13 protein-coding genes and 1 tRNA gene are annotated in these 23361 nt (G+C 44.9%); 7 read left to right on the top strand and 7 right to left on the bottom strand.

Annotated features, from left to right (window positions below; genetic code table 11):
* Positions 1-35 precede the first annotated feature (35 nt).
* From hutH to WD077_00350, 3 genes are all read right to left on the bottom strand, one after another.
* Positions 36-1532, bottom strand: coding sequence for a histidine ammonia-lyase (gene hutH / locus WD077_00360; GenBank protein MEX0965662.1), 1497 nt, complete (start codon positions 1530-1532; stop codon positions 36-38).
* 1 nt (position 1533) lies between these two features.
* A complete protein-coding gene (hisS, locus tag WD077_00355) occupies positions 1534-2901 on the bottom strand; it encodes a histidine--tRNA ligase (GenBank protein MEX0965661.1) in 1368 nt (455 codons plus the stop codon).
* An 82-nt stretch (positions 2902-2983) separates the two neighbouring features.
* Complete coding sequence (locus WD077_00350) at positions 2984-4441, bottom strand: tetratricopeptide repeat protein (GenBank protein ID MEX0965660.1); 1458 nt, start codon at positions 4439-4441, stop codon at positions 2984-2986.
* A 221-nt stretch (positions 4442-4662) separates the two neighbouring features.
* Here WD077_00350 and WD077_00345 point away from each other — a divergent pair, with 221 nt between their 5' ends.
* Positions 4663-10395, top strand: coding sequence for a PKD domain-containing protein (locus WD077_00345; GenBank protein MEX0965659.1), 5733 nt, complete (start codon positions 4663-4665; stop codon positions 10393-10395).
* Between the two features lie 269 nt (positions 10396-10664).
* On the opposite strand, the gene WD077_00340 is transcribed toward WD077_00345, so the two are convergent.
* Together WD077_00340 and WD077_00335 are read right to left on the bottom strand one after the other, a co-directional pair.
* A tRNA-Arg gene (locus WD077_00340) sits at positions 10665-10736 on the bottom strand.
* Positions 10737-10803: 67 nt separating this feature from the next.
* Positions 10804-11427: a sterol desaturase family protein gene (locus WD077_00335; GenBank protein MEX0965658.1), complete on the bottom strand. Its 624-nt coding sequence runs from the start codon at positions 11425-11427 to the stop codon at positions 10804-10806.
* Positions 11428-11602: 175 nt separating this feature from the next.
* On the opposite strand from WD077_00335, the gene WD077_00330 reads away from it, so the two are divergent.
* The 3 genes from WD077_00330 to WD077_00320 all read left to right on the top strand — a co-directional run bounded on the left by WD077_00330 (position 11603) and on the right by WD077_00320 (position 16106).
* Positions 11603-14026: a thiamine pyrophosphate-dependent enzyme gene (locus WD077_00330; GenBank protein ID MEX0965657.1), complete on the top strand. Its 2424-nt coding sequence runs from the start codon at positions 11603-11605 to the stop codon at positions 14024-14026.
* A gap of 141 nt (positions 14027-14167) precedes the next feature.
* Positions 14168-14734 (top strand): RNA polymerase sigma factor, encoded by a 567-nt coding sequence (locus WD077_00325; protein MEX0965656.1) that lies wholly within the window; start codon positions 14168-14170, stop codon positions 14732-14734.
* Positions 14712-16106: a hypothetical protein gene (locus tag WD077_00320; protein MEX0965655.1), complete on the top strand. Its 1395-nt coding sequence runs from the start codon at positions 14712-14714 to the stop codon at positions 16104-16106. The genes WD077_00325 and WD077_00320 overlap by 23 nt, the downstream gene beginning before the upstream one ends.
* A gap of 114 nt (positions 16107-16220) precedes the next feature.
* On the opposite strand, the gene WD077_00315 is transcribed toward WD077_00320, so the two are convergent.
* Positions 16221-17114 (bottom strand): mechanosensitive ion channel family protein, encoded by an 894-nt coding sequence (locus WD077_00315; GenBank protein ID MEX0965654.1) that lies wholly within the window; start codon positions 17112-17114, stop codon positions 16221-16223.
* Between the two features lie 141 nt (positions 17115-17255).
* Here WD077_00315 and WD077_00310 point away from each other — a divergent pair, with 141 nt between their 5' ends.
* The 3 genes from WD077_00310 (at position 17256) to WD077_00300 (ending at position 19845) form a co-directional block, all read left to right on the top strand.
* Positions 17256-18029 carry a DUF547 domain-containing protein gene (locus WD077_00310; GenBank protein ID MEX0965653.1) on the top strand — a complete coding sequence of 258 codons (774 nt, stop codon included), beginning with the start codon at positions 17256-17258 and terminating at the stop codon, positions 18027-18029.
* Positions 18030-18130: 101 nt separating this feature from the next.
* Positions 18131-18811: a response regulator transcription factor gene (locus WD077_00305; protein ID MEX0965652.1), complete on the top strand. Its 681-nt coding sequence runs from the start codon at positions 18131-18133 to the stop codon at positions 18809-18811.
* Positions 18811-19845: an ATP-binding protein gene (locus tag WD077_00300; protein ID MEX0965651.1), complete on the top strand. Its 1035-nt coding sequence runs from the start codon at positions 18811-18813 to the stop codon at positions 19843-19845. The genes WD077_00305 and WD077_00300 overlap by 1 nt, the downstream gene beginning before the upstream one ends.
* A 24-nt stretch (positions 19846-19869) precedes the next feature.
* Here the strand turns inward: WD077_00300 and WD077_00295 are convergent, their stop codons facing one another.
* Entirely contained in the window at positions 19870-23250 is a 3381-nt protein-coding gene (locus WD077_00295) for a lamin tail domain-containing protein (GenBank protein MEX0965650.1), read from the bottom strand.
* Positions 23251-23361 lie beyond the last annotated feature (111 nt).

Here is a 23361-nt window from a genome sequence, read left to right as displayed (position 1 = left end):
GCCGCTTCCCGCAGCCGCAATTGATCTCGTCAGCCTCAGCTATAGGGAACCTGAACTTCTTGCATGAACAGTCTGGTTTTCTCAATATCTGTATGAAATACCCGGTCAGTCTCAATAGGCGGGACGATGCCCCTGTATTCTTCAATTACTTTTTCAATAACCGGGGATGAATTTTGGGGCCTGCGGAAGTGCAGAGCCTGGGCTGCCGTCAGCAGTTCAATGGAGAGAATATTCCAAACATTATTCACAATGCGATGAAGCTTGGTAGCTGCATTCGCCCCCATGCTCACATGATCCTCCTGACCATTGCTGCTGGTAATGCTGTCAACAGAGGCCGGAGTGCAGAGCTGCTTGTTCTGGCTTACCAGGGCAGCCGCAGTGTATTGAGTGATCATTAACCCGGAGTTTACGCCAGGCCTGGCTACGAGAAAGGCGGGCAAACCCCGTTGTCCCGATACAAGCTGAAATATTCTGCGTTCGGATATATTGCCAATCTCAGCCAGAGCCATTGCGAGGTAATCCATTGTGAGTGCCAGCGGTTGCCCGTGAAAATTACCACCGCTTAAAATTTCCTGTTCCGCTGCAAAAATATTCGGGTTGTCCGTCACAGAATTGATTTCCGTTTCAAAAACCTGCATCACGTGGCTATACGCGTCTTTTGATGCCCCGTGCACCTGCGGAATGCAACGGAAGGAATAGGGATCCTGCACATGTTCCTTTATAACCTGGCTGAGATGGCTATCCCGTAGAATTTGCAATATGCTGGTGGCAGTTTGCTGCTGCCCTTTATGTGGGCGGATCTGGTGCAGGCCGGGTTGAAAAGGCTCCAGCTTGCAACTATATGCATCAAGGGAAATAGCGGAAATAAAATCGGCCCAGGAAAGCAGTTGCCTGGCATTATTGAGGCAGTAGATCCCATAGGCTGCCATGAATTGCGTGCCATTGAGCAGTGCCAATCCTTCTTTTGCCTGGAGCGTTAGGGGCTGGAGTTTGTACTGCTGAAGCACTTCTGATGCGGGCAAAATCCTGTCTTTCAGCCATACATCTCCCAGGCCGAGAAGCGGCAGGCTCAGGTGGGCAAGGGGGGCAAGGTCGCCAGAAGCGCCTAATGATCCCTGCTCAAAGACCACCGGGAGCAAATCTTCATTGAAATGGAAAATAAGCCTTTCCAGCGTTTCTATGGTAATTCCGGAATTGCCATAGGCCAGAGATTGAATTTTCAGGAACAGCATCAGCCTGATGATCTCAGGTGGCACAAGGTCTCCGGTTCCACAAGCATGGCTTTTCACCAGGTTTTCCTGTAGCAGGTTTAGTTCTTCAGGTGAGATCTTTATGTTACAAAGCGATCCGAAACCGGTGTTGATGCCGTATACAGGTTTCTCGCTGCTATTCAGGGCTTGTTCCAGGAAATCACGACATTCGGTAACGCGCTTCCTACTGCCATCAGAAAGCGAGACAGGTTTGCCCTGGTTGCAAATTTCTACAACATCCCGCAGCGTTAGTGCTACATTGCTGATTTGATGGCTATCCATATTATATATTCTTTAATTTCTCAGCGATTTCTCCGATGGTGAGAGCCTGCTGCTCACCGCTTGCCAGGTTCTTTAGTGAATATCGTCCGGTTTCGCGTTCTTCTTTACCTGCAATGAGGGCGTATGGAATGCGCTTTTTGTCAGCATATTTAAACTGCTTTCCGAGCTTGGCTGCCTCAGGAAACATTTCCGCAGCAATGCCTTCTTCCCGGAGTTGTTGCATTATGCTGAATGTGGTCAGTTCCTCTTCGTTACCCAAATTCATCAGCAGGACTGTCGCGGTAAAAAGTTCGGTTGCAGGAAACCGTTCCAGTTCCATCAGCACGTCATAGATACGATCGGCACCGAAAGATATACCTACGCCCGGCATATCCGGCAGGCCAAACGTTGCCGTGAGGTCATCATAGCGTCCACCGCTTGCAATGCTGCCGATCTTTACTTTTTGTGAAACAACCTCGAAAATTGTTGAGGTATAATAATCCAGCCCCCGTGCCAGGGAAATATCGAATTCCACCTTTTGGTTGGCACCGGTTAATGAAATGAAATTAAAAACCTGCTCCATTTCTTCTATGCCTTGCATGGCGGAAGGGGAGCTGGTCAGCTTCAGTTTTATATTTTCGAGTTTCTCTTTATTATTTCCTTTTAAATTTAAAACTGAAATGAGATTTCCTGCTTCTTCTTCTGAAAACCCACGGTTCAGCATTTCTTTATTAACACCTTCAATTCCTATTTTATCCAATTTATCAATGGAAATTGAAAAGTCAGTAAATTTATTTTCCAGTCCAAATTTTTCTGTTATTCCATAAAGGATTTTTCTGTTATTTACTTTAATATCTATATCAGGTAAATTTAATTCTTTAAAAACATTATTAAACAAACAAATTAATTCAGCATCATAAATAAATGATTTGCTCCCAATTACATCAGCATCACATTGATAAAATTCGCGGTAACGTCCTTTCTGGGGCCTGTCTGCCCGCCATACCGGCTGCACCTGGTAGCGCTTAAATGGGAATGTAATGTCATTACGGTGCTGGGCAACATAGCGGGCGAGCGGAACTGTAAGGTCATACCGCAATCCCTTTTCTGCGATGGAGCGGCCTATTGCAGCGGAACTTCCTTCCTGAAGCTCCTGCTCCGGCACATTTTTCAGGAAGTCACCGCTGTTCAGCACTTTGAAGAGGAGCTTATCTCCTTCCTCACCATATTTCTGTGTGAGGGTTTTAATATTCTCCATTGCAGGAGTTTCAATAGGAAGGAATCCATACCTGCGAAAAATTTGGGTAATGGAATAAAAAATATATTCTCTCCGGAATACCTCCTCGGGTGAGAAATCACGCATCCCCTTGGGAATAGCAGGTTTGATCATTGGGTGCTAATTTCTTTTGTCAGATGCGAAATTAGGCATTCCCGATCAAGACCGCAGGCAGCGGTGTAGAAGTAATCAAGCTCTAATAAATGTTCTGGTCTTTTTTGATTTGTTCAAGCATAGCGTAGTATTCATCAGCTTTTTCCTCCTGGCCGGTGGTGAGATAAAAATAGGCCATGTCCTGCAGCACTCTCAGGGTAACCGGGTTGTCAAGGCCATAAGAATTTTTGCATAAATCAAGGGCAATTTGATAATTCTTCCCGGCTTCTTCTGTTCGCTTTTGTATCCGGTACATGTCGGCCTTAGCGCAATAAATCTCTGATAGCGCAGGGTTTTCAGCGCCTATCGCATTTGATCGTTGCTTCAGCGCCATTTCGAAGTATTCTTCGGCTTTCAGGTAGTCCTTTTGTTTCTGGCTTAGCTTGCCCATATTCACGTAGGTTTCGGAGAGGCTTTCATGGTCTTCGCCCAAAAGGTTTTGCTTTATGCGCAATGATTTTTCATATAGTGCCCATGCATCTTCAGGACGATTTTGTTGCATATAAACATTGGCCAGGTTGTTTATGTCCCGTGCCGTAGCGGGATGTGCTTGACCCAGAACTGCGGTGTCAATGGTATAAGCCCTTTTAAAATACTCTTCCGCCTTGTCGAATTTTTTATCTCTTAAATAAACAGCCCCCAATTTATTCATGGCCGTTGCGATTTCAGGATGTTCTTTGTTCCCCGATTCGATATACACAGAAATGGCCTCGCGATGCTTTACCAGAGCTTTGGAGTAGAGGCCTTTTTTCTCGTAAATCTCTGCCTGGTCCTTTAAATATTTTGCGATGCGCAGATGATAACGGCCAAAGGCGGCAGTATCAATGGAAAGAGCAAGTTCATTAAATCGCAGAGAACGGTCATAATTTCCGTCAGATTTATAAAAGCGGGACATATTGTGGTAAACATTGGCCATCATAGGATTATCCTCGCCATAGTGTCGCTTCACAAGAATTACAGCTTTATCGAAAAGCTCTTCAGATTTCTCTTTTTCGCCTTTGGCACTGTGAAGCATAGCCAGATTCATAAGGCATGAGAGGTTATTTGTGCTTTTTTGCGCAAAATTCATTTTGTAGATATTGAGACATTCCTTGTACATTTTTTCAGAAATATCCAGTTTCCCCATACGCTCGTGCAAGTTGCCAAGGTTGTTGAGAATAATCGCGTATTTGGTGTCAGCCTTTCCGGAAGTGCGCTCAATTATGTCAAGTGCCTGAAGATAGAGCGGCTCGGCTTTCAGGTACAATCCGCCTTCAGTATAAATAAAAGCGAGATTGTTAATGGCGCTTACAGTATTTTCATGGTTGGGCCCGAAATGCTCCGCTGCTACTTCGTATGCCATTTTTGCAGTGTCAATGGCTTCTGCTATTTGGCCGGCAGAATAGAGCTTCTCCACCTGCTCATTCAGTTGGACAGCCAGCATTTCCTGCATTTGCCCGGAAGCAGGATTAAACACCTGAAGAAGGAGGGCAACGAAGATAGATGTAAGTGTTTTATACATGGTTTTACATTTTAGAATGCGGTACCTGAAAATTATATAAGTATAAACACCTACGAATACGTATAGTTCAAAATTAATTGATAATGGATTTTTAAAATTTGGATGCAATTAATTTTTATTCCTTTTTGTTAAAAAAGAATTCGGCAGGCTGAGAAGCCTAAAAATTTATACAGGTCTGCTGAAAACTTGGTAACTTTTGCACTTTAAAAAATAAACAGATTATGAAGCGAATAACTACATTTCTGACGATAGTTTGGCTGGCGCTGATAGCATTCTCGACAACTATTACAGCACAATCTACTTATTGTACACCCAGTTATACTGGACCTGGCTTTAATGGTTTGGGTGATCCAACTTCATTCTGGACACACATTCTTGAGGTGGAGTTGTTTGATATATCGCATGCAGTATCAGCACCTTTTGCTAACCCTGCACCCATTTACAGAGACTACACTAACATCAGTACAGTACTTACCCAGGGCCAGAATTATCCCATCACGGTGAAATTAGGTAATGGAGCAAATGACCAGACTCTGGCGGTTTGGATTGACTTCAACCAAAACAAAATATTTGAAACCACGGAAATGGTTTTTACGAAAAGAGATACATCCGGTATCGGAGATCACACGGCAAGAGGTATTATTTCGGTTCCGGTGGGAGCAGTATTGGGAAGCACCCGGATGCGCGTGGGAACCTTAGCCGATTTTACCCCTCCTGCTCCCTGCCAAAATAATGGGGGTTTTCCTAGCTGGTCGCAACACTTTCATGATTATACTATTGACATTGAACAACAGCAGACGCAAAGTTTTGAGTCTGCCACCTGTACCCATTCATCATTGCAGGAGGTAACTCCGGGAAGTAGTAACAATCAGATATTGCGCATAGAAGTTCGCAATAATCCGCATGGTGTTCTAAGCCCGCTCTCAGCCGGAGATTTTGATTTAAGCACGATTGGCACTTCTAATCCGCTGGATATTGAAAGGGCACGCCTTTACTATACAGGCCAAAATCCAAATTTCAGTACGGCTCAGCAGGTAGGCAGTACCGTTTCAAATCCATCTGCTTTTTATACAATAACGGCTAACCAGGAATTAAAAGCGGGTTCTAATTATTTTTGGCTGGTATATGATATAGATGAAGATGCGATCATTGGTAATGTGATTGATGCGCGCTGCAATTCGGTAGAAGTTAATTTTCCCCGCATTCCAGATGTTATAAGTCCTCCAGGTTCACGCAGAGTCGGTTATTGCGTTTCAGTTGGGGAGCAATCCAATTTCCTCTACGTAAGCCGTGTACAGATTGGAAATATAAACAACAGTACATTTTACGGCAATGGATATAGCAATTACACTTATCTCTCTACCGAAGTTACGCGGGGGTTGCGGTATCCTCTTTCCCTGCTTTTTGGCAACAGCGTTAATCCCGGCATAGGCCGCGCCTGGATTGATTTCAATCGGGACGGAGATTTTGATGATCCAGGAGAGATGGTGATGGGCGTAAATTGGATGGCCACGGCCGCAAATCCAAATTTCACCCCCGTTACCGATACGATCACCATTCCGGCTAATGCTGTGGTGGGACCCACCAGGATGCGCGTGTCTATTCAGTATACGCCAGCGCCTGGCCCGTGTACCAATCCTGTTCAAATAGGTGAGGCGGAAGATTACTCGATCATGATAGCCGAGGCCGGACAACCCGTTGCAGATTTTATTGCTGTTCCGGCATGTCTGGGATCGCCTACTGATTTTGTTGATGAATCCTACACTTTTGGTTCATTTAACATTACGAGCTGGAAATGGAACTTTGGGGATGGCGACAGCAGCGATTCCCAGAATCCATCACACACCTATTCCAGTCCTGGTGTATATAACGTTACACTTACGGTAAATTCTAATATGCCCGGTACGCCCAGTACGGTGAAAAGATCAATAAAAGTAAATGATCCAAAAGCAGATTTTTCTTATAACCAAACGATTTTCCAGACACCCATCAGGTTTACGGATCAAACCGAGGGTGGGGTGGTCATATCCTGGTTCTGGGATTTCGGAGCTACCAACAGCATGGGCCAGCGATATGCTTTCAATGAATCGCCAACCCATGTGTTTGACACAGTTGGAACTTATGATGTAATGCTCGTTGTAACAACCGAAGGAAATTGCCGGGATACTATTATTAAATCAGTAACGATAGTGGACGAAGTTTCCCCCATTGCTGATTTCAATGCGGATACATACAACCCTTATATCGGTGCAGCGACTAACCTGATTGATGCTTCCCTTCATGCACCTACCTCATGGAAATGGCGCTTCCAGCCTAACAGTGTTTCCTTTTATGAAAATACTTCAGATACAAGCCAGTTCCCCGTGGTTTCATTTGACAACCTTACTACTTATACCGTCAAATTGATCGCATCAAACGGAGCAGGAAGTGATTCCGCTACCAAAGTTTTTATTACTAAGAATTACACTGCTCCGGTAGCGGATTTTCTTGCCACCCCTGACACGGTCAAAGCCGGACAAATTGTATCTTTTGTTGACCTATCCACCAACGATCCGACATCCTGGCGCTGGGCATTCGGAGATGGTGATTCAGCTTTTGTAAAGAACCCGCTTCACCAATACGTGAATCCGGGTGCTTATAATATCTATTTGAGATCCGCTAACCCGGCCGGTTCAAGTGTTCGCACAAAATCCAACTATGTTTATGTTGATAATAAATACAGGTTGTGCGAATCGGATGCTCCTTATTCACCCCTTTATATAGGACATGTATATGACTCAGGAGATTCGGCTGCTAACTATAATTCCAATTCCAACTGCGGTTTTCTTATAGCGCCACCTTGTGCCGGTCCGATCACACTCACTTTTACTTCGTTCAATTTTGCGAATGATGATTTTATCCGGATTTATGATGGCACTGATAATACCGGAATTCCCCTCCACTCAGGAAATGGATTTTCCGGAAGTTCCATTCCTTCTGCAATTACAGCCTACTCCGGCAATATGTACATCGAGGAAGTTACTGATGCCTTCACTACTTCTTCCGGGTTTGCAGCAAATTGGTTTGCCGTGCCTAATATCAGACCGCGCGCAAGGATCACCGGAGATACTGTGGCGTATGTTAACAGCCCGGTTTATTTTTACGATGGCACCACACTGGGCACCGGTAATACCTATGAATGGGATACCGATGGTGATGGAGCGACTGATGGAACAACGCCTAATGTGAAGGCAACTTATTCTGCAACCGGCAGCTATACAGTAAGGTTGATAGTAAGCAATTGCAAGGGCAGAGATACTGCATACCACACTATTCAGGTAAGGAATCCAACTTTGGCTCCGGTTTCGGATTTTATCGTAACGAATGATACTGTTCCTGTTTTTTCTCTGAACGACACAGTTCTTCCGCTTGTACCTATTCGGTTTCTTGATCTCTCCACAAACGGACCTACCCAATGGCACTGGGAAGTAGAACCACAGGGACTTAGCTTCTTTGACATGGGAACCAGCGAGACATCGCAAAACCCTATTATTCTCTTTTTTGAAGAAGGGAAATATACGATTACACTTACTGCATCCAATTCTATCGGTACAGGAACCGTGGAGAGAAAAGTGGATTATATATATGTAAAAGGCAAGGGCTCGCTTTGCACTTTCCCATTCCAGAGTTTTGCTGATAAAGGAGTCCTCACGGATGATGGAACTGAATCAGCGAATTACAACAACAATACAAATTGTGATTACCTCTTAGACCCATGCGGAGATCGGGCATTCCTTAAATTTACTGAATTTGAGTTTGCTCTTGGCGATGTATTACGGGTTTATGATGGAGAAGATGCTTCCGGTATTCCTTTCCATACCGGAAATGGATTTACAGGGACCAATCTGCCGCCACCTCTCGTAAGTAATTCAGGGAAATTTTACATTGAGCAGGTGACGGATGCTTTTACTACTGCCAAAGGATTTATTGCAGAATGGAGCAGCGAACCTCCTGACCCGCCAGTTGCAGATTTTTCTGCACCGGATACCGGTTACACGGGCGGAGCGGTTGTAAGGTTTAACAACAGATCAACCGGCCCGGACAACCTATACGAATGGGATTTTGAAAATGATGGAACGGTGGATGAGACCACTGTTAATGCGGAGCATCAGTTTGCAACTGCCGGAGTTTACAATGTTCGCCTTCAGGCTGAGAACTGCCGGACTTCAGATGTGATGATCAAATCAATTAGAATTATTGATCCAACGGCTCCTCCGGGAGTTGATTTTTCGGCCAGCATGTTACGCGCGGCATTATCTGATACCATCAGATTTACAGATCTTTCCGATAATGGTCCGAGCGGCTGGAAATGGACGGTTACACCTGATAATGTCAACTTCATCAATGGTACTGCTGATACTTCTTCTGACCCTCAAGTGAAATTCACACAAACAGGAACTTATGCAGTGAAATTGGTAGCCCGGAATATCCTTGGCGAAGATTCGCTGGAGCGCACAGCATATATCACTATTTTCGATTATTGTACGCCTTCTGTTAATAATATCACTGCGGATATTGGCATCAGCCGCGTACAAATTGGAGACATAGACAACTCCAGTGAAACAGGCAAATTGGGCTATACGGATTATACAGGCATAGGAACCACCAGCCTCACCCGCAGAGGAATAGCGACCATCAGGGTAGAACGGGCTTCGATAGCCAATGATATGACCCGAAAGGTGTGGATAGATTATAATCAGGATGGCGTTTTCGATACAACCGAACTGGCAGCAGAAGAGCAGCCCGCCAAAACGATGACATGGACGCAAAGCTTTCAGATTCCTGGTTCTGCTTTATTAGGACCCACTCGAATGCGGGTGGCAACCAATTTGGCAGGAAATGCTAACATTCCTTGTGGCCCTCATGCATTTGGTGAATTTGAAGATTACCGTGTTACCATTTCTTTAGATAATACACCACCTATTATCACATTGCTGGGTAATAATCCTGATACCGTTGAGATTGGCTATCCTTATAATGATCCGGGAGCTACAGCTTTTGATGATCTGGATGGGAATATTACCTCTAAGATCGTAGTTGTTTCAAATGTAGATACCGGAGCCACGGGTGTTTATCAAATTAGTTATAACATAACGGATTCTGCTGGAAATGAAGCCGAAGAGGTGATCCGTACAGTGGTGGTGGTGAAAGATCATACGAAGCCCGTTATCACTTTATTGGGTGATAATCCCTTTATCCTTTCGGTTTACTCCTCTTTTAATGATCCCGGAGCCACAGCAATAGATAACCGAAGCGGAGATGTTACTTCTCAGATCACTACACAAAGCAACATTGATTCATCCCGCATCGGTGATTACCAGGTAATTTATACTGCGTATGATGCAGAAGGAAATTTTGCTTCGGTAGTGAGAGATGTGAAAGTAGTGGATACTGCGGCCCCGGTTATAACTCTGCTGGGCCCCACCGAAGTAACTATGAAGCTGGTAGACATGCCTTATATAGATCCCGGTTATCTGATCAATGACAACTATTATGATTCTGCTGACATAACAGTTACGATCTCCGGTACTTATTCCGATACGGTTACAGTGGCTAAAACGTACGTAATCAGCTATACGGCTAAAGATCCTTCCGGCAATTCTTCCACAGAACTGCGGTTAATAACGCTTGAAAGCAACATAGGAATAACAGAAGATGGTAACAACCTGTCGCTTGGGCTTTTCCCGAACCCAAATACAGGCCGCTTCAATTTAAATATTGAAATGACCCGGTCTCAACCGCTGACCCTGGAAATTACCGACCTTCAGGGCCGCCTGCTGTGGCAACAACAGCTTGCCCCGGCACAAACGCAGCAAGTGAATTTAGACGTACGCCACCTGAGTAGCGGGTATTACTTGCTGAAAGCCACAGGAACTGCCGGGACCAAAATATTACCGGTGCAGGTCTTGAAATAAGAATTTGTGGTTTTAAGGTAAAAAAAAGAGGCTGTCCGCGTTTTGGGATGGCCTCTTTTTAATTTATTTATGAGATATAAATCAAATTTGAATAGATGCTATGGTAGCTAATCCCGGAAGGCCGCACTGTCAGAATGATTGATCGGTAGCGGTCGTTATGCTTTTTAGAGATGTGGACATTAAACTCACCTTAAAACTCTACTTATAGCTCGACCAATACTAACCCCTCCTACATTCTATTGTAGTTGGGGTTTATTAGTGTAAAAGAGTAGCCTCGGCAAGAATCGAACTTGCATCTAGAGTTTAGGAAACTCCTATTCTATCCATTGAACTACGAGGCCATGGCCACCATGAAATTTGCGATGAATTTTATCAAACATTAAACTTGAAAACAGAGACTGTCAATCTCTATCTCATTTCTTTCTTTTCCGGAGGCATGGTGCGGAATATCAAATCCCAAAAAGGGCTGGAGACTCCGAATGCCCGGTCAGGATGCTTGTGATGATGCAAATGGTGGTGGCGCCAGATCGGCTTCAGGAACTCAAATGGCGGCTTAAACGCATGGATTGCATAATGCACCATTGCGTAAGCCAGGTACCCTAGGATGAAGCCGGGAAGGAAACTGTATACAGCCTCTCCCATAAAAAAACCAAACAGAAGGTAGAAGGTGCCGGCAATAATAAGACTTGGGACGGGCGGCATGATCAGGCGCTCCTTGTCAGTTGGGAAATCATGATGAACGCCATGGATGAGATGGTGTATCTTCTGTACAACCGGGTGATCAGTAATAAAATGAAATGCAAACCTGTGAAGGAGATATTCTACCAGCGTCCAGCTAAAAGCTCCAAGAAAAGCTATTCCGATTGTGGCTAGTATTGAACCGCTGAGTTCCATATAGTGGTAGTATAATGATAGAAGGCAAACAGGAACGTACATTCCTATGATCAAAGCGGGATGTGTGCGGGTCAGGGCTTCGAGAATGCGGCTTCGGAACAGCCGTCCACTCTTCTTTGGCAGGGTTACCTTATCCATATAGTGTTTTGGTTATTTTAGGTTACAAAGTTAATTCACATCTTTATGTTGTGAATAATTGTGATTCGGGGTTCAAATATAGAAGGTAAAAGGGTTGAAGCAACCTGTCATAATATAATAGAAAGGCACTTTTCCCTTCATTTAGTACTTTTGAAGGCAAATCAGCTTAATAGCAATGGAGCAAAATATAGCCGAAACAGAAGACGGGAAGATCCGGGAACAGGAATTCAAAACCGAGGTAATGAATGATTACCGGATAGCATTTGAAAGCCGTCAGGCAAGCCTGATTGGCCGGAAGGAGGTGCTTACCGGTAAGGCCAAGTTTGGCATATTCGGAGATGGAAAGGAAGTCGCTCAATTGGCCATGGCTAAATCCTTTAAAAAAGGCGATTTCCGTTCAGGTTATTATCGCGATCAAACTTTCATGTTTGCCACAGGTATGAGTACCATCAGGGAGTTTTTTGCTCAGCTTTATGCGGATACCAACCTGGAAAACGACCCGGCTTCAGGTGGACGACAGATGAACTCACACTTTGCCACGCGCAGTTTAGATGAAAACGGGGAGTGGAAAAACCTGACAAAGCAATACAATTGCTCTGCGGATATTTCTCCCACAGCAGGGCAGATGCCCCGCCTCGTAGGGTTGGGTTACGCCTCCAAACTTTATCGTGAAAATGAGGCGCTCCACTATCTTGATAATTTTTCCCACAGAGGTAATGAAGTGGCTTTTGGAACCATCGGAAATGCCAGTACCGCTGAAGGACTGTTTTGGGAATCGGTGAATGCTGTCGGTGTCTTGAAAGTGCCGGTTGCCATCTCTATTTGGGATGATGATTACGGCATATCAGTCCCGCAAAAATACCAGGTCACCAAACAGGACCTGAGCGAAATACTCAACGGGTTTGGTTATGATGAAGAAAAAGATCAGGGATTTTTGCTTTTTCGGATTAAAGGCTGGGATTACCCGGCTCTGATGGAGGCTTACGAGGAGGGAATCAGAACCGTGAGAGAAAAGCATATTCCGGCCATTTTCCATGTAGTGGAAGTAACTCAACCTCAGGGCCATTCTACATCAGGATCGCATGAACGCTACAAAAGCCGGGAAAGGCTGGAGTGGGAGAAAGAGCACGACTGCATGAAGAAAATGCGGGAATGGCTGATCAATACAGGCATTGCAACGGAAGATGAGATTCAGAACCTGGAGGAGGATGCTATCCAAATGGTAAAAGATGAGCAAAAAGCCGCCTGGAACGATTTCATTAATCCTATTAAAGAGGAAAGAAATGATTTGATAAACCGGATAAAAGTAGCGGCAGCCGAAAGTGAAAATAGTGCTGAACTTAGCCAGATAGCGAGCGAACTTCAAAACACTTTTGACAATGACCGCAGGGTAGCCATGAAAGCTGCTTTCAAGTCATTGCTGCTGCTCAGGGAAAATGATTCGGAAGAAAAAGATCAGATAAAGGACTGGCGGGATAAGCAGATCAGGATCGGCAGAGAGAATTATAATACCGATCTCTACAGCAGAACAGCAAAGGCTGCAAAAAATGTAATACAGATTGATCCCGTATATGAGGCAGAACCAAAAAAGGTGGATGGCCGCGAAATTATGGTTTCGATGTTTACGGCTGCTATGGAGCAATATCCTGAGCTTTTTGCCATTGGAGAGGACGTTGGAAAGATCGGAGACGTAAACCAGGGAATGGCGGGCCTGCAAGAGCTTTTCGGAGAAATTCGGGTAACCGATACCGGCATTCGCGAAGCAACTATTTTAGGGCAGGGGATAGGAGCGGCAATGCGCGGGCTTCGACCGATCGTAGAAATACAATACCTCGATTATTTACTCTACGCATTACAAATTATCAGTGATGACCTCGCTACCGTTTCCTATCGGACCCGTGGCGGACAAAAAGCTCCTCTTATAATTAGAACGCGTGGCCACCGCCTTGAAGGAATCTGGCATTCCGGTTCGCCTATGGCCACGATACTTGGTTCCTTCCGAGGCATCAATGTATGCGTTCCAAGAAATATGACCCAGGCCGCACGTTTTTACAATACCATCCTGCAATCCGATGAACCTGCGTTGATTGTAGAGCGGCTGAACGCTTATCGTATTAAAGAGGATTTGCCTTCAAATGTGGGAGAAATGACGCTGGCACTGGGACAACCTGAAATCCTTCAGGAGGGCGATGATATCACGATCGTTACTTACGGGGCGTGTGTGGATATTGCCCGTGAAGCAATGGAAATGCTTGACAAGGCAGGTGTTTCCTGCGAACTGATTGATGTACAGACACTGCTGCCTTTTGATACCAGCCATTCAATTTTGGAATCTTTGAAGAAAACCAGCCGGATCCTATTTCTTGATGAAGACGTACCCGGAGGCGCCACCGCTTACATGATGCAGGAAGTAATGGAAACCCAGGGCGGATATTATTATTTGGATTCCAAACCCATTACGCTTTCGGCCAAGGCACATCGACCGGCTTATGGTACAGATGGCGATTATTTCTCCAAACCCAATTCGGAAGGTGTTTTTGATGCTGTGTACAGACTCATGAATGAAGTGGATCCGCAGAAATTTGCACTCTATTTTTAGTTAAGAGTTTACTGCACAATTACTTTTTCTCAGGTATTATTGTTTTAGTCATTGCCGGAGTGTTACATTGTTAAATCTCAAATGCAACTCAACGAGGTCCGTGTGCATCTTTGACACGCTCGGATGAGTGCGTAAAATTTTATTTTTATCGAATCAGAACTTGAAAATATCCTGATTGAAGGCGCTCAAAAAGGCGATCGCAGTTGTCAAAAGAAGCTTTACAACCTTTTTTCCGGCAAGATGTACGCGATCTGTCTGCGCTATACCAAGAATACTGATGACGCTCAGGATATGCTCCAGGATGGATTCATGAAAGTTTTTTTGAACCTGAAGAATTTTCGGAGTGAAGGTTCTTTCGAAGGCTGGATAAGACGCATTATGGTCAACACTATATTGGAAAAGTTCCGGAAGGGAAAAGCGATACAGTTTCAGGAAGAGTTGGATTCTGCTGTCATGGCCACCGAATCTTTCGATGTCTTGGATAATATTTCGGTGGAGGAGATCATGAGCATTGTTTCACAACTTGCTCCCGGTTATCGAACGGTTTTTAACCTTTATGCTGTTGATGGATATACACACAAAGAAATAGCCGATGAACTGGGAATATCAGAAGGAACATCCAAATCGCAATTAGCACGGGCAAGAAAAATTATTCAAGAAAATTTGTTGAAGATATCAACTCGATATGAAAAATTCGTACATAAATAATCCTCTTGACGACAAGTTGAGAGAAAAGCTTCAGGAATATGAAGTAGCTCCTCCTCCTGAAGTTTGGGAGACTTTGGAATCACGGCTCAATGCACAGCAGCCGGTAGGTGCCACAAAAAGATATGCGCTTCTATTGCTCATACCTTTGCTAGCACTGCTTGGTACCGGAATATATTTCTGGCAGGCTGATCCGGCCAACGAAACTCAAGACGTTACTGCAATGGCGAAAAGCGCGGAATCGGCTTCCATCTCATCTGCACAAACCCAGGTTGAAGAAGCAGCTCATACAGGAAATGAGCAAGCAGTTGAAACACCCGGAGCAGGCGAAATCAATAATTCACCCGCCAATTCTGCAACTGCCGATAATTTAGCTTCAGCCACTACAGTTTCCGGCCCCGCACAACCTTCAATTCCCGGTTCTCAGGATGGCAATATCGCTGACCGCAATTCAGCCGCAAATAATTCTACCGCAGACAAAATACCTGCAACGGAAAATGAAGAGCTGTTTAATGAAATCCTGCTGTCCAAAATGCCATCACTCATGACGGTGCTGTTCCCCGCTGAGATGGGAGAACTGGATGAGGAATATCCGGAGGAAAAGGAATCAGTCGTGAAGCCTCGCCAGTATCGTCCAAGATTAGGATGGTCAGTGGAGGCATCTTTCACCCCGGCCTTCAGCAGTCGCTTTCTTCAGGAATCGAATGTGCCTGGCGAGGAAATTCCCAATCAAAATCAGATACAGGATCACATGCTGATAGAATACAGGAATGAAATGGAAAAGACCGGTTTCGGTTATTCATTTGATCTTAAGATCGGAAAACGGCTGAATGAAACCTGGATATTGAGAAGTGGAATATCATACATAAGGATGACGGAAAAGGTGGGAAAGACGGAACAATTTGCTACGCCCCAAATGCTATCCAACGATTCTATGGTGGTCCTTAACATAGAGCAAAACATGAGGCAGGGAGCCGCATCCAGAAATTATACTTCGGATGCTTACATGACGCAAACGAATGAATATGTTTTTATTGCAGTGCCTGTAACCTTGCAGTATGAAAAGGGATTTGGCTTGTGGAGATTCTATATGGGAGCAGGTGCTTCAGTGGATTATCTGATTCACGCCAGGACAGAAGTGCTGGATAACTATAGCTGGCCCATTGACCAAAATCGCAGGCTGAGCCCCTTGCCCAGGCTTAACTACAGCCTTATATTGAATGCGGGTCTGGGTTTTGAAGTGTTGCCACATCTTACCCTTACAGGAGAACCTACCTATCGTGTTTCGCTTCGCTCCATACTCCCGGAAGGAAGCTCGCTGCAGCAATATCCTTATATGCTCGGATTTTCTACAGGAGTGAAATATGAATTTTAACATATCGCGGAGAATATTTTGGAAGTAAAAGTTTAATCTTAATTTCTCATTGAAAAGCGTTCACTTCAAGCTGAAAAGTTGAAGCTGCACGCTTTTTTTTGAAGAATGAATTTCTCACGCTTTCAGATCAGCGGATTTTTCATCGGTTACGATTCGCAATGGTATCGGCTGTTTCTCCTGATAAATCTTCATTTCCACAATATCCGAGGGCATTGAAAATCCATTTTTCTGCAACACCAGTTTTACCGAATTCATTGCATTCGAATTAATATCGAATACTGAAATCGTGGTATTGAAGGTATCTACCCAGAAATAGATCTTCAGGTTCACTGTGCTGCTGGCAAGTTCTGCTATTGCTACCACCGGTTTTTTGTCCTTGAGTATGCCTTCGATTTTGTGCAATTCCTCAAGGATGAGCGCCCGTGCAGCGGATACATCGTCTTCAAAGGCAATCCCAATGGTAAAATCATAGCGAATGAATCCATCACGCGTATGGTTTACCAGCGGATTTTTAATGATCATAGAATTTGGGATATAGACATCTTTTCCATCAAATGTTTTTACCTGGGTATGGCGGATGGAGAGGCTTTCGATCTTTCCCAGGCTCTTTTCTACTTCTATCGTATCGCCCACTGCGAAAGGACGGCTGAACGCCAGAATTATCCCCGCCAGGAAATTCTCTCCAATATCTTTAAATGCAAATCCCAGGATCAGGGCAGAGACTCCCGCCCCGGCCATCATGCTGCCTGCAATACCTCCCAGGCCCAGGATCTTTAGCGCTAATGAAAGCCCTACCACTATAATCACTGCCCGGATCATCTGCGAAATGAATTTATCAAGCAACGGGTTTTCAGCCCGCCCAAAGAATTTCTTGCGCAGAAAAGTGCTTAATTTTCTTCCGATAAAGATGGATAGAGCTAAGATAAACAGGGCCAGCAAAAGGTCTGGGATGAGCAGAATGAGCTCTGCCCAGTAAACTTCCAATTTGTTTCTAAGTGCTTCAACCATGAGTTTTAAATTTTATTTTTTCGCATCTGTGACAGGTGGATAAAACTTCCTGTTCACGCTTTGTTGTTTAAAGGCAATTGAGATCAGCAGGGATTATGGATTTTTATTAAGAAATAAGTGAAAAAAATGAAACCGGTGTTTTTGATTTTATCAGTTCTGTTTCTTTTTCAATGTTCATATACCAAAAAGGTAGACATCGATTTCAAAGAGGCAGGAGAAGATGTTTCGCATGAGGCATGGAGCGAATTGTTACAAAAACATTTGAAATCCGGATTTATGGATTACGAAGGAATGCAGGAAAGGCGGCAGGAACTACAGGCATATCTTGAATACCTGGGCAACAATCCGCCCCACCGCGAGGAATGGACGCAGGAGGAACAGATCGCTTATTGGATCAATCTTTATAATGCCGCCACGGTGGAGCTGGTATTGCGGCATTACCCGGTGGAAAGTATAAAAGACATAGGTTCCAAAATCGCGGTACCTTTTGTAAATACTCCTTTTGATATTTCTTTCATCAAAGTGGGAGAGAAGGAATTGAGCCTTAACAATATTGAGCACGGAATTCTTCGGAAATACTGGGAGGAGCCGCGGATCCACTTTGCCATCAACTGTGCATCGTTCTCATGTCCGGCACTCAGAAATGAGGCCTATAACGGAGAGACGCTAAACAGGCAACTGGATGAACAAACCCGCAGATTTTTACAAAATGATCAGTTAAACAGGATTAATCCTGAAGCACCACAGGTATCGCAAATATTCAGTTGGTTCAGTGGCGATTTTAAAAAGAAGAGTGGAACTGTGATTAATTTTATAAATCAATATTCAAAAATCAGGATTAAAGAAAATGCTGACTTGGAATATATAGACTATGACTGGCGGCTGAATGATGCGGCAGACTTTGCAGAAAAATAAAAAAACGGCATAGCGCAAGCTCAACGTTAACAATTACTTAATGGGTTAAGAAATTTTTAAACTACGTGTCGGAAGTAATTTTGACGCAAAAAGGAGAAAACATGGAGCACACACCGCCAAAGATACTTGTAGTAGATGATGAGCCGGATATTCTGGAGTTCATTGGCTATAATCTGAAAAAGGAAGGCTATGAAGTATCAACGGCTGTTGACGGGCTGGATGCTTTAAAGAAAGCTCACCAGCACCAGCCTGATCTCATTTTGCTGGACATTATGATGCCGAAATTAGATGGCATTGCCGTTTGCCAGGAACTTCGGGGTGATCCGCAGTTTAAGAAAACGTTAATTGTCTTTCTCACGGCCCTGGGCGATGAGCAGTCTGAGATCAAAGGGCTGAATACCGGAGCAGACGACTACGTATCCAAACCTATAAAGCCCAAACTATTGCTGACCCGGATCAGCGCGCTGCTGAGGCGCGGACAAAAGGATGATATTTCGATGCATATCCATGTCGGAGATCTCCACATTGACAGAGAACGCCACAACGTTCGCTACAAAGACCAGGAATTTTCTATGCCCAGAAAAGAGTTTGAACTCCTGAGTCTGTTGGCCTCCCAGCCTGGTAAGGTATTTAACCGCGATGAGATCATGACGAAGGTTTGGGGAAATGACGTGATTGTGGGAGACCGGACAATTGACGTCCATGTGCGCAAGCTCCGCCAGAAGCTGGGAGACGAAACCATTAAAACCATAAAGGGTATTGGCTACAAATTCGAACCCTGATGAAGAATCCTGCACCCAGGGTACTCGCCATTGTTAGTGCTGTCGTGGTGGCGACCGTCTCGTCAGTTGTGTATTTACTGCTGGAAGGCGATGTGCTGAAATCCCTGGTTATTTTCCTGAGCACTGCCGTGGCTGCCGGGCTGGTTTTCTACTTCACGCTGGAAAACTTTATTTACCGAAAGATCAAGGTCATTTACAAAAACATCCACAGCTTAAAGGCGCCCGGCAATAATGAACGGATAAAAGACATGATGCAAACCGATCCGGTGGCAGAGGTGGAGCAGGAGGTAATTGATTGGGCCAGAGGACAGCAAGATGAAATTGCTCACCTCAAGCAACTTGCCCGCTTCCGCAAGGAGTTTCTCAGTAATGTATCGCATGAGTTAAAGACGCCTATTTTTAATATTCAGGGCTATTTGCATACGTTGTTGGACGGGGCAATGGAAGACGAGGAATTTAATCGCAGGTTTCTGGAAAAAGCGGCCCTCAACACCAGACGGTTGGAAGACCTTGTCCGCGAACTTGAAACAATTTCACAGCTCGAATCAGGAAAACTGGAACTCGAATGGGTAAAGTTCGATATGTATTCTTTGGTAAAGGATGTATTCGATTCACTTGACCTCAAGGCAAAGGACAAGAATATCAGCTTTAGTTTTAAAGACGGGGCCAATCCGGGCTTTTATGTATATGCGGATAAGGATAAGATCCGGCAGGTGCTGGTAAACCTGATGCTCAATTCAATTAATTACGGAAAGGAAAACGGAAATACCACGGTAGGATTTTATGATATGGATGAACACCTATTGGTAGAAGTAACCGATGATGGGATCGGGATTGAAAAAGAGCACCTCCCGCGGCTGTTCGAGCGATTTTACAGAGTGGATAAAAGCCGGTCGCGAGACCAGGGTGGAACGGGCCTCGGCCTTTCCATTGTGAAACATATTATGGAATCTCACCAGCAAACAATCCACGTGCGCAGCCGTAAAGGTATCGGAACTACTTTTGGATTTACAGTGAAAAAGGCGACAGCTTAGGAATGCCTCTCTTTTCGGGGATTTTCAATTTTCCCTCACAGCCAGTGTAACGTTTTCCTTGTGGCGTTCCACGTTTCCATCTAAATCGAATATTTCAATATAAAGAATATAAACGCCTTTGGCTGCGCGTCTGCCGTCATTCGTAACTCCGTCCCAGGTTATTGTACCTTCAGTGCCACCCAGTAAATTTTCCGCGAGTTCTTTTATTGGCCTTCCATTAAGATCATAAATATTAACATTTATAACCTGGCCCGGCCCGGCAAAACTGAATCTGATTTTCAGCAAATCCTGAAATCCGTCAAGGTCAGGAGAAAAAACTGGCGGATCAATTGTGTAGGGTTTGCTGGCCGGTTGGCGATGCTTGAACTGCGAATTCCGGAAGGTGGGTGTGGCATATGCGGCTGTGGCGGCTGCACTAAACCAATTCGAGGCATCCTGCGAAGGGCCATCAGGATCTATACGCTCAAGTGATACTCCATTTTCATCCTTCAGCAGGGCATAGTGCATATCGTGGTTGTAGCTGAATTGGTCTATCCGTAGCCCTTGCCTGTTTAGCACAACCACAGTTCCTTCAGCATCCGGCATGGATGGGAGGGAATTGAGCCTGAGCATCTTTGGCGGGTAAGGAACGTTGTGGTATTCCTTCACTATTTCCGGATCGGTCGTCAGTACTACATATTCTCCCGGGAAAAGCAGATAGCCCTGGAGGGTGATCTCTTTGGGATCCTCAATGTCAAGTTCGTCATCAAGAGAAGAAACCAGAAGGCTCTTCAGGTCAATGATCTTTTTGCTCCGGTTGTACAATTCCACAAAGTCAACTCCGCCAGATCGTGGATTGAAAAGGAGTTCGTTTAACACCAAGTCCAGGCTGTCTGCCGGTTCCGGTAGTCCGGTCGTGCTGGTATTCTGAACCATTTCATTGCCTGCGCAATCTCTCCCGTCCGTTACAGTCAGCTCATAGATTTGATTCCGTTCCAGATGAGTTGCGAAGGTTATTACCTGCGAAATGAATAAATCCGGCTGCGGCTCTACGGCTACGGGATTTCCCATGTAGGGTGACAATTCAAAAGATCCCGCAGAAAAGGATTCCGGATTCATGGGTTCTGTAAAGATCACTTCCAATGTAACCGAATCCCTGACAGTAATGCGCAGCACATCGGGATCCGAAACATCTGGGTTGTGGTCCTCAACGGAATTTGCAGTACCTGGCGTTCCTCCACGAGGATCTGTGGATCCCCGCCAGTTCTCTTTACCGCCACAAGGATTGTCTTTATCAATCATCTCAAGTGACCAGCCTCCGTCTTCTTTCAGTCCGTCTTTTATCCATCCAGCCTGGTATGCCACGGCAAGTACCACTTTTCCTGTGGAATCAGCGATTACCAGAGAATCACCTGCATTATTTAATAATGGAAAACTGACAAGACCAGAAACCGGTAGCTCTCCGGGAAATTTATCTTCAGTGCTCTTTTGTGTGAGGATCAGGAAACTGTCAGGTAGCAGAAGGAAGTCCGGCAGCACGGCTTCATCTGAAGGGTCAGATAATGTCCAGCCTTTAAGGGAAATTGGTTTATCTGAGCGGTTTAATAATTCTACATATTCTGCTTCAGGCAGTCCAGCCGGAGGATCTGGTTTGAACATGATCTCATGTATCAGAATATCATATAATTCAGCAGGTTTGGGTATATGATAGGAAAAATTAAATTCCAGGGTATCGGTCAGGACATTTCCTTCGCAATCTGAAGTGCCGCTGATCAAGAGCCGGTAAGGAATTCCGTCATCCAGTGGCTGGGCGAAAACAATATACACCGGATTGAAACCAGGCTGGAGCGCCCAGGCATCAGCTATTGCAGCACTGCCAGCCGAGAAGTAAGCCGAACCAAGACCTGCGCTGTCCAAGTCTTCAGAAAACTGAACCCTGAGCGATATTGAATCCAGCACTTCAACGGACACCGGACTGGGAACAGTCGTATCTTTTGTTGCATCTAAAACAGAATTCATGGTTCCGGGTGTGCCGCCAGCCGGATGCACGGCAGCGCGCCAATTGGCATTACCTCCACATGAAGTGTAAGGATTTATTCTTTCCAGAGTCCATCCTCCATCTTCTTTAGATTCGTCATGGTACCATTCCGTGTCGTAAGTGATACGCTCCATGATCTCACCTGTGGCATCCCGGATTACAATATCATCACCCGTATTATTTAAAGTAGGAAAACCCGACAAGCCAGCAGTTCTCCCGAAAGGCTGAAACTGAGCATCGTTAGAAGTTGTAGTAAGGATAAGAAAGCTGTCCGGTTGCAGAACGATCTCAGGAAGACTGGCAGTGGAAGTGCCGTCAGAAATGGACCACCCGTTGAGGTTGGCGGCAAAAGCTGATGCATTGAAAAGTTCCGCAAACTCGGCCTCCGGCAGTCCAATCTTTGGCGTAAAATCAGGAAACAATTCATTGAGCACGATATCACCCGGTTCCGGAAGGAAAAAGAAAAATGTGGCTGTATCAGCAGATAGAATATTACCGGATAAATCCTTTATTCCATTGACAATTAGTTCGTAAGAATTTTTATTTACAAGCGGCTGGGGAAATTGAAGTTCTACACCTGTTCCGTCAGTTTCCAGTGAGGCTGAAGTTGCGGAGCCGTTACCCGGAATCCGAAAGTTGGTCGCAGTAACTGTGGCCGGATCCAACTGCTCAGAGAAATGAGCAAGGATGGTTGTAGCATTCCGGGCAACAGCGCTAAGAATTTCTGGTGCATCCTTATCAATTCGCTCCGGCCCGGCATAAACTTCATCAAGATAAAATTTTGTGGCGTTTGAAGTTGTGTAATCGCACACCCAGCCAAACCATGCCGTGGAAGTATAGGTATTGTCTAATGCGTCTCCTTCCTTTACGTAGGCTATTGTTCCGGTGGTATCCGAGAAGAGTTCCCAGTTTCCCAAATGGTCGCGGACTACTTTTATCCGCAGTTCATTGCTGCTCCCCGCAGCCCGGCCATCGGCTCCGTGAATAATTGTGGTGAAAGTATTGCCATCCTGCCGTACCAGGTCAATTGCGTCATTGCTTCCGTTTTCCCCGATCTTTATAAGATATCCGTTCAGGCCGGACTTCAGATCCTGCTGATCGCTTACCAGATAAATACTCACATTGTTTTGATTGGAAGGAGAAAAATTCAGATTCAGCCAGAAGTTCCACTCTATGCTGTCAATCAGAGTGCTGGGCGTAGCAAGAAAGGAGCTGCCTGAACCGGAGGAAGACAGTTGCAGCCGCTTCTCGTTATTCACTTGGAAATTGGCTACATCTCCGGTCCAGGCAGGGTTGGATGTAAAATTTTCATCGGTAAAAGAATCTGTTATTTGAGCAAATACGGAAATGTTTAATAACAGGATGGCGGGTAGTATAAAATGCTTCATAAGCGAAAAGTATAAAATTTTTTCTTTTGAAAGATCATTCCTGTGATTTTGAGAATGTTGAAGGTTATCCTGAACCTTCTTCCTGGCGTTTTCGCTTCCTCTGGAATTGGC

It is taken from the genome of Bacteroidia bacterium (genome assembly GCA_040880525.1).
Classification (GTDB): domain Bacteria; phylum Bacteroidota; class Bacteroidia; order CAILMK01; family JBBDIG01; genus JBBDIG01.
This window is presented reverse-complemented; position numbering and strand designations above follow the sequence as displayed.

What these genes read in the sequence shown, in the direction of transcription:
- hutH (MEX0965662.1), bottom strand. Translation starts at nt 1,532, where the DNA reads ATGGATAGCCATCAAATCAGCAATGTAGCACTAACGCTGCGGGATGTT.
- hisS (MEX0965661.1), bottom strand. Translation starts at nt 2,901, where the DNA reads ATGATCAAACCTGCTATTCCCAAGGGGATGCGTGATTTCTCACCCGAG.
- WD077_00350 (MEX0965660.1), bottom strand. Translation starts at nt 4,441, where the DNA reads ATGTATAAAACACTTACATCTATCTTCGTTGCCCTCCTTCTTCAGGTG.
- WD077_00345 (MEX0965659.1), top strand. Translation starts at nt 4,663, where the DNA reads ATGAAGCGAATAACTACATTTCTGACGATAGTTTGGCTGGCGCTGATA.
- WD077_00335 (MEX0965658.1), bottom strand. Translation starts at nt 11,427, where the DNA reads ATGGATAAGGTAACCCTGCCAAAGAAGAGTGGACGGCTGTTCCGAAGC.
- WD077_00330 (MEX0965657.1), top strand. Translation starts at nt 11,603, where the DNA reads ATGGAGCAAAATATAGCCGAAACAGAAGACGGGAAGATCCGGGAACAG.
- WD077_00320 (MEX0965655.1), top strand. Translation starts at nt 14,712, where the DNA reads ATGAAAAATTCGTACATAAATAATCCTCTTGACGACAAGTTGAGAGAA.
- WD077_00315 (MEX0965654.1), bottom strand. Translation starts at nt 17,114, where the DNA reads ATGGTTGAAGCACTTAGAAACAAATTGGAAGTTTACTGGGCAGAGCTC.
- WD077_00305 (MEX0965652.1), top strand. Translation starts at nt 18,131, where the DNA reads ATGGAGCACACACCGCCAAAGATACTTGTAGTAGATGATGAGCCGGAT.
- WD077_00300 (MEX0965651.1), top strand. Translation starts at nt 18,811, where the DNA reads ATGAAGAATCCTGCACCCAGGGTACTCGCCATTGTTAGTGCTGTCGTG.
- WD077_00295 (MEX0965650.1), bottom strand. Translation starts at nt 23,250, where the DNA reads ATGAAGCATTTTATACTACCCGCCATCCTGTTATTAAACATTTCCGTA.